The following is a 10351-nucleotide window of genomic DNA, read 5'->3' as shown; positions in this document are numbered from 1 at the left end:
GGCTTCCAGGCCAGGCTGGTCTCGGTGGACGCGAGCGCCGCGGAGAAGATGCCCGGCGTCACCGTGGTGCACGACGGCGACTTCACCGGCGTGGCCGCCGCCGATGCCTGGACGGCGGAGCAAGGTCTCGCCGCGCTCAAGGCGCAGTGGGACGTCCCGCCTCAGCCTTCCAACCAGGACCTCTTCGAATACCTGAAGAAGAATGTGGAAGCGGGCGAGCGCGGCTTCGAGCACGTGACCGGTTCAGTGGACCAGGCGGTGGCCGCCGCCGACGTCAAGCTGACGCAGACCTACACCGTCCAGTACATCGCGCACGCTCCGCTGGAGCCGCGGGCGGCGGTGGCGGAGTGGAACGGCGACAAGCTGACGGTGTGGACGGGCGGGCAGCGTCCCTTCGGCGTCAAGGACGAGCTGGTGGCCGCCTTCCGCCTCCCTCCCGAAAAGGTGCGGGTGATCCCGGCCGACACCACCGGCTCGGCCTACGGCGGCAAGCACACCGGCGAGGCCGCCGTCGAAGCGGCGCGCCTGGCCAAGGCCGCGGGCAAGCCCGTCAAGGTGGTGTGGACGCGCGAGGAGGAGTTCACCTGGGCCTATTTCCGCCCCGCCGGGGTCTGGGAGGTGCGCAGCGGCGCCCGCCGCGACGGTGTCCTCACCGCCTGGGAGTTCCACAACTACAACTCCGGGCCTGCCGCTATCGCCACGCCCTACGAGGTCTCCAACCAGTCCATCCACTTCCATCCCGTGCGCTCGCCGCTGCGGCAGGGGTCGTACCGCGCCCTGGCTGCCACCGCCAACAACTTCGTACGCGAGACTCACATGGACGAAGTGGCCCACGCCTTGGGCATGGACCCTCTGGCCTTCCGCCTGAAGAACATCGCCGACCCGCGCCTGCGCGCTGTGTTCGAAGCGGCGGCGGAGAAGTTCGGCTGGGGCAAGCAGAAAAGCACGTCCACGCGCGGCTTCGGCCTGGCCGGCGGATTCGAGAAGGGCGGCTACGTGGCCGCCTGCGCTGAGGTGGAGATCGACGCCGGGCGTGTGCCCCGCATCCGCCGGGTGGTGGAAGCCTTCGAGTGCGGCGCCGTCGTCAATCCCAATGGCCTGCGCAATCAGATCGCGGGCTGCGTGGTGCAGGGCATGGGCGGGGCGCTCTTCGAGCAGGTCCGCTTCGAGAACGGGCGCATCCTCAACCCGCACTTCGCTGAGTACCGCGTACCGCGCTTCCACGATCTGCCGGAGATCGAGGTGGTTCTGGTGGACCGCAAGGACCTGCCCTCGGCGGGGGCGGGCGAGACCCCCATCCTGGGAGTGGCGCCCGCGGCCGGCAACGCCATCTTCGCGGCCACGGGCGTCCGTCTGCGCCGCCTGCCGCTGGCGCCGGAAGGTATCCCGGCGCGCGCGGCCGGCTAAGTCCCGCCTACCAGACCCGGCAGGCGTTCTCCCGCACCATGGGCTGCCCCGCCTTGCACTGAAAGGCCTTGGCGAACTCGGCGCTGTTCTGCACCGTGCCGTTCACCCGGAACTGCCCCGGAGAGTGCGGGTCGGTCTTGGCCAGCAGCCGCGCGCTCTCGTCGGTGCGGTTCTCGCACCAGATCTGCGCGAAGCCCAGGAAGAAACGCTGCTCGGGGGTGAAGCCCTCCTTCTTCTGCAGCTTCTTCTCCTCGGCCGCCGCCTTCTTGTCGCTGGCCAGCCGGTCCTCCAGGGCCATGTAGGCGATCTTGACGCCGCCGTTGTCGGCGGTGTTCTCACCCAGGGTGAGGCGACCGTTCAGGTGGACATCGGGGATGGGGGAGAAGGAGCTGTATTCGTCGGCGACGCAGGTGGTGCGCTTGTCGAACTCGGCGCGGTCCGCCGGCGTCCACCAGTTGCTGAAGTTGCCGTCGGCGTTGAACTTGCTGCCCTGGTCGTCGAAGCCGTGGGTCAGCTCGTGCCCGATCACCACTCCGATGCCGCCGAAGTTCACGGCATCGTCCTCGCTCTTGTCGAAGAACGGCGGCTGCAGGATCCCGGCCGGGAAGTTGATGTTGTTCTGGGCCGGGTTGTAGTAGGCGTTCACCGTGGGCGGCGTCATCCCCCACTCCTTCTTGTCCAGGGGCTGGCCGATCTTGTTGAGGTTGCGCCTGGCCTCGAAAGCCTCCGCGCGCTCCACGTTGCCCAGCAGGTCGCCGCGCACGATGTTGACCGTGCTGTAGTCGCGCCAGTTGTCGGGATAGCCGATCTTGTTCTGGATGGCCGCCAGCTTCACGGCCGCCTGCTTCTTGGTCTCCGCGCTCATCCAGGGCAGTTCCTGGATGTCCTGGCCGAGGGCCTTCTCCAGCGCCTGCACCATCACCAGCATGCGCTGTTTGCCCTCGGGACCGAAGGTCTCATCCACGTAGGGCTGGCCCAGGGCCTCGCCCAGCAGCCGGTCGGTGGTGGCCACGCAGCGCTTCCAGCGGGCCTGCAGCTCCTTCTGGCCCGCCATGTAGCGCCCGTTGAAGTCGAAGTTCTCCTCTACGAAGGGCTGGGAGAGGAACGGCGCCGCGCCCCGCACCACGTGCCAGCGCACATAGGTCTTCCAATCCTCCAGCGAGACCGAGTCCAGCGTCCCGCTCACCTGCTTGAAGAAGTCGGGCGGGACCACGTTGATCTCGGTGAAGGCGGGCGCGCCCGTGCCGGCGAAGAAGCGCTCGAATTGGAAGTTGGGCGCCAGCGCGGCCAGCTCCGAGACCCTCATCTTGTGGTCGCGGTTCTTGGGATCGCGCAACTGCACCCGGTCCATGGCCGCCTCGGCCAGCTTGGTCTCGATGGCCATGACGGTCTCGGCTTCCTTCTGCGCGGTGGCCGGGTCGTCACCGGCCAGCTCCAGCATCTTGGCCACGTGGGCCTGGTACTTCTCCCGCGTCTCCTTGGACTTGGGGTCCTGCTTCAGGTAGTAGTCGCGGTCGGGCAGGCCCAGGCCGCCCTGGAAGACGCCGGCGATCTGGATGCTGGCGTTGTGCAGGTCGGGTTGCGCGCCGAAACCGAACAGCACCCCGGTCCCCTTGGCGCGCAGGGCGGCGATCTCGTCGATCAGCTGCTGCTTGCTGGAGATGGCCGCGATGCGCTCCAGCTCCGGCTTCAGCGGCGCGATGCCCTTGGCGTTCACCGCCTGCTCATCCATGCAGGACTGGTACATGTCGCCGATCTTCTGCTGCACGGCCGTGCGCTTGGGGTCGTTGGCCGAGTCTTTCTCCAGGATGGAGTGCAGGATGTTGCGGTTGTACTCCGCCAGCTCGTTGAAACGACCCCAGCGCGACTGGTCGGGAGGAATCTCGTTGTTCTTGATCCAGTTGCCGCAGGCGTAATGGTAAAAGTCCTCGCAGGGACTGACGCCCTTGTCCATGGCGTCGAGGTCGAAGGACTTGGGCCGCGCCGGCGGCTTGGCCTCTCCTTCCGGAGAGGGCGCCGCCACTGCGGCGGTCGATTGCGGGCCGAGGGCTCCGCGATTCTGCGCCGCCGCCGTCATCACCCCTACCGCCAGCAGCGCCAACAAGGCCAGGTTCCGCTTCCAGAGCATACATACCTCCTGAGGCAGGCTATGCGAAACCCCGCAGTGTATGCCCGCGCCGCCCGTCCTGTAAACCACCCTGGGACGGCTGCCGGCCTCCCCACGGCGGCGCCGGTGTATGCTGTCGGTGGTCCGCGAGCCAGAGCCGAGCGGCGGGGGAGGTTCAGCGATGGAAGCTCCCGGTTGGATGCGGGTGCGTGGGGGGTGGGCGGCCGTCGTCCTGTGTGCGGCCAGCCTGTTCGCTCAGGAACTCAAGCCGGTCCCGCTTCCCAGCCCCGAAACCCAGGGTGGGCGGCCGTTGATGCAGGTACTCAAGGAGCGCCGCTCCACGCGCGCCTTCAGCCCGGAGAAGCTGCCTCCGCAGGTGCTCCCGAGCCTGCTGTGGGCGGCCTTCGGCGTCAACCGTCCCGACTCCGGCAAGCGCACCGCGCCCTCCGCGATGGACTGGCAGGAGATCGACGTCTATGTGGCCACCGCGGACGGGCTCTACCGCTACGATGCCCGAGCCAATCAACTCGTTCCGGTGGTGCGCGACGACCTGCGCGCCCAGACCGGGACCCAGCCCTTCGTGAAGGACGCGCCCCTGGACCTGGTCTATGTCGCCGATCTGTCCCGCACGCAGGGCGCTTCCGCGGAGCGCGATCTGTATGTGGCGGCCGACGCCGGCTTCATCGCCCAGAACGTCTACCTCTTCTGCGCTTCCGAAGGGCTGGCGACGGTGGTGCGCGGCAGCATCGATCGGCCGGCGCTGGCCAAGGCCATGCGCCTGCGTCCCGACCAGAGGATCATCCTGGCGCAGACGGTCGGCTACCCGAGGAAGTGATGTCCGGCCCCGGCTCCCAGGTTCCGGCGCTCGCGGTGGCGGAGCTGCGCAAGTCCTATGGCCGCACCGTTGCGGTGGACGGGATCTCCTTCGAGGTGGGAAGGAACGAGATCGTCGGCCTCCTGGGTCCCAACGGGGCGGGAAAGACCACGACCATCAGCATGGTGCTGGGCGTGCTCGAGCCCGACGCCGGCAGCATCCATGTCGAGGGCCTGGACATCGGGCGGCAGCGCGCGGCGGCGCTGGCGCGCACGAACTTCGCCGCCGTCTATGCCCCGCTGCCCGGCAACCTCACCGTGGCCGAGAACCTGCGCATCTTCGGCCTGCTCTATGGGGTGAGCGCGTTGCCGGAGCGCATCGCCGCCGTGCTCGAGCAATTCGACCTGGCGCGCTTTCACGACGTCAAGTGCGGCCTGCTCTCTTCCGGCGAGCAGACGCGGGTGGGCCTGGCCAAGGCCCTGCTGAACCGACCTCACCTGCTGCTGCTGGACGAGCCCACCACTTCGCTGGACCCGGCCACGGCCCGCGACATCCGCGCCCGCATCCGCGCCTTCGCCGCCGAGGGCGCCGGCGGCGTGCTTTGGACCTCGCACAACATGTACGAGGTCGAGGAGGTCTGCCACCGCGTCCTCTTCCTGTCGCACGGCCGGATCCTGTTGCAGGGCGATCCCAGGACGCTTCCCCGCGAGCATGGCAAGGCGACGCTGGAGGAGTTGTTCATCGCCGTGGCGCGGGAGCCGCTCGCGCTCGCGGAGGCATGAGCCATGCGCCTGGGCCGCACCGCCGCTATCGCTCTGCGCCACTTCTACCTCATCCGCGGCAGCTTCTCCCGCGCCTTCCCGCTCTTCGCCTGGGTCGGCATCGATATCGTGCTCTGGGGGTTCATCACCAAGTACCTGAACACGGTCTCGGCCGCCGGCTTCAACTTCGTGCCGGTGCTGCTGGGTGCGGTATTGCTGTGGGACTTCTTCACCCGCGTCATGCACGGCGTGACCATGGCCTTCTTCGAGGATGTGTGGTCGCGTAACTTCCTGAACGTCTTTGCCACGCCGCTCTCCGTCCCGGAGTACGTCGGCGGGCTGGTGCTGGCCAGCACCGCCACCAGCCTGGTGGGGCTGGTGATCATGCTGCTGATAGCCACCCTGGTCTTCGGCTTGTCCTTCTTCTCCTACGGCGTGCTGCTGGTGGCGTTCCTGCTGGTGTTGTTCCTCTTCGGGATCGCGCTGGGCATCTTCGGCAGCGCGCTGGTGCTGCGCCTGGGACCAGCCTCGGAGTGGTTCGTGTGGCCCATCCCGGCGCTGCTCGCGCCCTTCGCGGGGGTGTTCTACCCGCTCTCCACGCTGCCGCGATGGATGCAGTCCGTGGGGCGCCTGCTGCCGCCCTCCTACGTCTTCGAGGGCATGCGGACGGTGGTGCTGGGACGGGCGATGTCGGGGGAGACGCTGCTCTGGGGCGCCGCTCTGGCCCTGTTGTACATCCTGCTGGCGGGATGGTTCTTCACGCGCATCTACCGCTACGCTGTGCGCACCGGCCTGCTCGCCAGATACAGTGCCGAGAGCGTGAGCTAGGGCTGTCGATGCTGGGGAGAGGTGATGGTGGCCAGGGACGGAATCGAACCGCCGACGCCGGCCTTTTCAGGGCCGCGCTCTACCAGCTGAGCTACCTGGCCACTTCACGGAAGCTGCGCGACGACGCGCACAGCGGCGTACCGCATCACACCTGCGTGGGAAGGATCGCTTCAGGCCTTCTCAGAATGTTGCTGCGGAACCGCTTGATTATAACAACCTCGCAGCCTGCCCACCAAGCCGGGTGCTGAATTGGGAACCGGTCCGGCTTTGCGTCCGTCGCGAATCCCCGCCTGTGCTAGACTTGCTGAAAGTATCTGGCTCCCCCGCAGTCTTTTCTTTGAGGTTGTAGATGAGACGTCGTTCCCGGGCCACTGTGGCGGCTGCCTTCAGCTCCCTGCTGGCCATTTTGCTTCTGAGCCTGCTGGCGCCCAGCCTGAGTGCGCAAAACCAGCCGCCGAGCTCGCCCGGCCATCCCGCCGGGCAGCCCGCCGGCCAGTCCTCGGCGCAGACGGTGCAGGGAGTCGAGCCGGCGCCGGCTCCGGCGGCCGGGGCTCCAGCTCCCGCTGCGCCTTCCGACCAGGCCTCCGTGGGGCTGAAGATCGGCCCCGGCGACATGGTCGACATCGGCGTGTACAACGTTCCCGAGCTGACCCAGCACGTGCGCGTGAGCGCCGCCGGCGATGCCTACCTGGCTCTCATCGGCTACGTGCACCTGGATGGCCTCACCGCCGACCAGGCCCAGGCCCTCATCGAGCAGAAGCTGGTGGAGGGCGGCTATCTCAAGAACCCGCACGTCACCGTCTTCGTCGCCAACTATGGCAGCCAGGGCGTCTCCGTCATGGGAGAGATCCAGCGGCCCGGGATCTACCCGGTGACCGGGCAGCTCCGGCTGCTCGACCTGATCGCGGCTGCCGGCGGGCTCACCGCCCGCGCCGGTCGCATCGTCTACATCACCCATCGCGACCGTCCCAAGGAGCCGGCCACCGTGGCCCTGAACGGCGATGCCGGCGACGCCAAGAACAACGTGGACATCCTGCCCGGCGATACCGTGGTCTTTTCCAAGGCCGGCGTGGTCTACGTGGTGGGAGATGTGGGCCATCCCAGCGGCTTCATCATGGACAACAACGAGAGCCTCACCGTGCTGCAGGCCATCGCCCTGGCGGGCGGCACCAACCGCACCGCCAAGCTCGACGCCGCTCAGATCATCCGCAAAACCCCCAAAGGGCCGGAGCAGATCCCCATCCCCCTGAAGAAGATCCTTTCCGCCAAGGCGCCGGACATGCCGCTGAAGGGGGACGACGTCCTGTTCGTGCCTTCCAGCGCCGCCAAGAGCGCCGCCATCCGCACCATCGACGCCATCTTCGGGCTGGCCAGCGGTGCCGCCCTGCGCACCTTCTAGCGGCCGGAAGTCTCCTGGTTTCCAGCGGGCGCTGTGGGGGGCTGGTAGCGCACTTTGAGCGGACGCTCGTTCACGCGGTCCTCCCAGTGTTCGCTGGCGATCAGGCGCCGGATCTGCTCGATGCGGTCGGCTTCCCCGGGATGGGAGCGGAAGTAGCCGGAAAGCGTTTCCGCGGTCATGCGCGCGGCTTCCTCGGAAGGAGAGCTGGCCTGGGCCTCTCGCTGCCGGCGCAGCCGCTGGTAGGCCTCGAAGACCCGGATCGCGCCCAGCGGCGAGTAGCCGGCCTCCACCGCCAGGCGCGTGCCTTCGCGGTCGGCCTCCAGTTCCTGGTCCTTGGTGTAGCCCGCCTGGAAGATCTCCAGGGGCAATTGCACCAGGTCGGCGACCAGTCCCGTGCGCCGCATCCGCGCCTCCACCTGGTAGCGCTCCACGCAGTGGTAGCGGTCGATGTGCTCGACCTCGTGTCCCAGCACCGCCGCCAGTTCGTCCTCGCTGTCCATGAGCTGGAGCAGCCCGGCGCCGATGTATACGTGCCCGCCCGGCAGGGAGAAGGCGTTGACCAGGTAGCTTTCTGGCAGATAGTGGAAGCGGTAAGGAAGGCGGCGCTGCGTGTGCACCACCACGCGCGCTCCCACCTCCGCAACGTAGGCCTGCATGGCCTGCTCTTGCTGCGAGGAGGGGGCGCGGGTCTCGCCGGCGATGCGCTGTGCCAGCTCGTCGCCGATCCGGATCTCTTCCGCGTCCGGCAGGCGGGTGGCCTGCGCCGGCACCCGGCTGAGTTCGCGCTCGGCGTCGGCGATGAAGTAGAGGACGGGGTCGGGACTCACCGGGGCCTCGGCCTTGCGCCGCTCGCTGAGCCACAAGGCTCCCAGGCCGAGCAGCAACACCATCGCGAAGACGAGACCGCGCTTCATAGATACTGCCGAAAGACCTCGCGGTGCCGCGAGTAGAGGAACGACACCAACAATAACAGACACCCCAGCACGACGAAGGTCAGGTAACGGTAGGCGCCCTGCAGCCGCCAGGCGTCCACGATCACGATCTTGCCAACGCACAGAAGGAGAAGTCCAAGCCCGGCAAGACGATAGCTGCGTTTCTTCACCCAAAGCGCGAACAGGAAGGCGGCCGCCCCTTCGATGCCCCAGGCGATGGTGACGAATCCCTGCCGCATCTCCAGCGCCAGCAAGGCGGTGAGCAGCGCCAGCGGGACGAAGAACAGCACTTGCTCGGGGTGGCGCAGGAACAGGCCTGCGGGGCCGGCCGGCTTCTCCTCCTGAGCGCGGCGGGCGAGGGGAAAGGCGAACACCAGGCTGAGGAAGAGCAGGGCGGCGGCGCTGCCCACGTGCAGCAGGCGTCCCGTCACCGTGCCCATGCCGCCTTCCATCAGGTTGGAGAGCGCGCCGCGCAGCAGCACGGCCGCGCTCATGACCAGCCCCTGGAGGAGGAAGACGCGGCGGCCGCTCCACCACGCCATCGCCATCAGCGCCACCACCAGCGCCGCCCAGGCGGTGACCACCAGGTTGCGGTCCAGTTCGAAGCGCATGAGCGCGGCCACGCTCGCCATGCAGAACCAGGCGTGAGCTGCGGCCGCGCGCAGCCCCCGGTCGGCCTTCAGGAAGTCGTCGTTTCTGCCCTCCAGCCGCCCATAGACGTAGTAGAAGGCCAGGGCCAGGGGCACCACGGTGTAGAAGCGCGGGCTGACCTGCCCCGGTGCTCCCGCGGCGTTCAGGTTGACGAAGAAGATGCGCAGGAACGCCGCCGCCAGCGCCGCGTAGGCCTGCAGCCGCAGTTGGGTGGAGCGCCGCGCCAGGCCCAGCTCCAGCAGCGCCAGCCCGAACAGCGCCCAGCCCAGGGCCACGCTGACCGGTCGCAGTTCATACCACAGCAGCGCCAGGACCAGCAGCGAGCCTGCCCAGGTGAAGACCGGGGGAATGATCCCCGCCTCCACCCGGCCGGGCAGGCTGCTCCAGCGCGAATGCAGGTAGAGTCCGGCGATGGTCAAGCCGACCGTGATCAGGCGCAAGCTGGCCCCGTGCCAGGCCGTCTCGCCCTGCAGGTTCACCGCGAGCACGCGAACCACCGCGACCAGCGCCAGCAGGTCTCCGCTGATGACCAATTCGGAAAGCAGGAAGCGGCTGCCTACGATGGCGAGGGTCACCGCCAACGCGATCCAGGCCACCGCCACCCAGGCTTCCGGCGCTTCGTACCACGCCAGCAGCGCCAGCAGCAGTGAAGCCGAGGTGTTCTGCGCCATCCGCGCCAGCTTGCCGCCTGGCTGGTCGGTCTCGCCGCTCCAGCCGGCGCCGAGATACAAGAGCGCCGCCGTTACGGCCAGCGTGACCAGCCGCAGGTTGACGTGCCCGGCCACGGGGCCCAGATCGGTGTTGACCGCCAGCACCCGCGCCAAGGCCGCCAGCGCCAGGGCGTACTGTTGCACATGCAGGTCGCGGATACGCCACTGCGTCCCCGCCAGACCCAGCACGAGTGCCAGCGCCGCCCAGCCCACCGCCACCCAGGGATCGGGGAGCCCGACCCACACCGCGGCGAAGCCCATCCCCGCCGCCAGGTAGCCGAGACAGCGCAGGTAGAGGCTCTCGCTCGCGCCCGCCACCCAGCCTGGCCAACGTCGGGGGATGAGGTGCGCGTCGGCATAGAACAGCAGCGCGGCTACCGCAAAAATGATGCTGCGCCGCAGGTCGCTCCCCGCGTGATAGGACTGGGTCAGCACCACCTGCGCTGCCGTGACCACCGCCGCCAGCATTCCCAGGCGGCGGAAGAGCGGCTCGCGGCCGATCACGCCTGCCAGGAAGAGCGCCTCCGCCTCCATCAGCCACAGCACCGAGAGCTGCGTCTCCTGGTAGGAGTAGCGGAAGGGGAGGGCGGCCACCAGCAAGGTCGCGCCCAGGGTGGCCAGGATGGCGAAGGCCAGCCGCCGCCGCCGCACTGCCGGCAGCAGCGACAACAGCAGCTCCACCGCGCCCAGCCCCAGCAGGAACCAGAAAGCCAGCTCCGGGCGCACCGACTGGTACTTCATC

At 68.4% G+C, this 10351-nt stretch carries 8 protein-coding genes and 1 tRNA gene; 5 read left to right on the top strand and 4 right to left on the bottom strand.

What is annotated here, in order from left to right; all coding sequences use genetic code 11:
* A partial coding sequence (locus tag VEG08_12150) for a molybdopterin cofactor-binding domain-containing protein (protein ID HXZ28735.1) occupies positions 1–1407 on the top strand: 1407 nt, incomplete at its 5' end.
* 7 nt (positions 1408–1414) lie between these two features.
* On the opposite strand, the gene VEG08_12145 is transcribed toward VEG08_12150, so the two are convergent.
* Positions 1415–3535 carry a M13 family metallopeptidase gene (locus tag VEG08_12145; GenBank protein ID HXZ28734.1) on the bottom strand — a complete coding sequence of 707 codons (2121 nt, stop codon included), beginning with the start codon at positions 3533–3535 and terminating at the stop codon, positions 1415–1417.
* A gap of 160 nt (positions 3536–3695) precedes the next feature.
* Here VEG08_12145 and VEG08_12140 point away from each other — a divergent pair, with 160 nt between their 5' ends.
* Genes VEG08_12140 through VEG08_12130 form a run of 3 tightly spaced genes read left to right on the top strand, consistent with a single transcriptional unit; the run spans position 3696 to position 5917 of the window.
* The gene (locus VEG08_12140; protein HXZ28733.1) at positions 3696–4349 is read left to right on the top strand and encodes a SagB/ThcOx family dehydrogenase; all 654 of its coding nucleotides are present in this window, start codon (positions 3696–3698) and stop codon (positions 4347–4349) included.
* Positions 4349–5110, top strand: a complete 762-nt coding sequence (locus tag VEG08_12135) for an ABC transporter ATP-binding protein (protein HXZ28732.1) — start codon at positions 4349–4351, stop codon at positions 5108–5110. The genes VEG08_12140 and VEG08_12135 overlap by 1 nt, the downstream gene beginning before the upstream one ends.
* A 3-nt stretch (positions 5111–5113) precedes the next feature.
* On the top strand, positions 5114–5917 hold the full coding sequence (locus VEG08_12130; GenBank protein ID HXZ28731.1) for an ABC transporter permease: 804 nt from the start codon (positions 5114–5116) through the stop codon (positions 5915–5917).
* A gap of 25 nt (positions 5918–5942) precedes the next feature.
* On the opposite strand, the gene VEG08_12125 is transcribed toward VEG08_12130, so the two are convergent.
* Positions 5943–6018 (bottom strand) — tRNA-Phe (locus VEG08_12125).
* Positions 6019–6266: 248 nt separating this feature from the next.
* On the opposite strand from VEG08_12125, the gene VEG08_12120 reads away from it, so the two are divergent.
* Positions 6267–7316, top strand: coding sequence for a polysaccharide biosynthesis/export family protein (locus VEG08_12120; GenBank protein ID HXZ28730.1), 1050 nt, complete (start codon positions 6267–6269; stop codon positions 7314–7316).
* Here the strand turns inward: VEG08_12120 and VEG08_12115 are convergent.
* Both VEG08_12115 and VEG08_12110 read right to left on the bottom strand, forming a co-directional pair.
* Complete coding sequence (locus VEG08_12115; GenBank protein HXZ28729.1) at positions 7313–8230, bottom strand: M48 family metallopeptidase; 918 nt, start codon at positions 8228–8230, stop codon at positions 7313–7315. The two genes, VEG08_12120 and VEG08_12115, sit on opposite strands and share 4 nt — an antisense overlap.
* Positions 8227–10351, bottom strand: a 2125-nt coding sequence (locus VEG08_12110; GenBank protein HXZ28728.1) for a DUF2339 domain-containing protein, incomplete at its 5' end; no start/stop codon positions are given. The genes VEG08_12110 and VEG08_12115, both read right to left, overlap by 4 nt.

The sequence above is a fragment of the Terriglobales bacterium genome (assembly GCA_035624475.1).
GTDB lineage: Bacteria > Acidobacteriota > Terriglobia > Terriglobales > Acidobacteriaceae > DASPRL01.
Note: the sequence above shows the minus strand (reverse complement) of the source record. Positions and strands in the feature narration are given on the sequence as shown.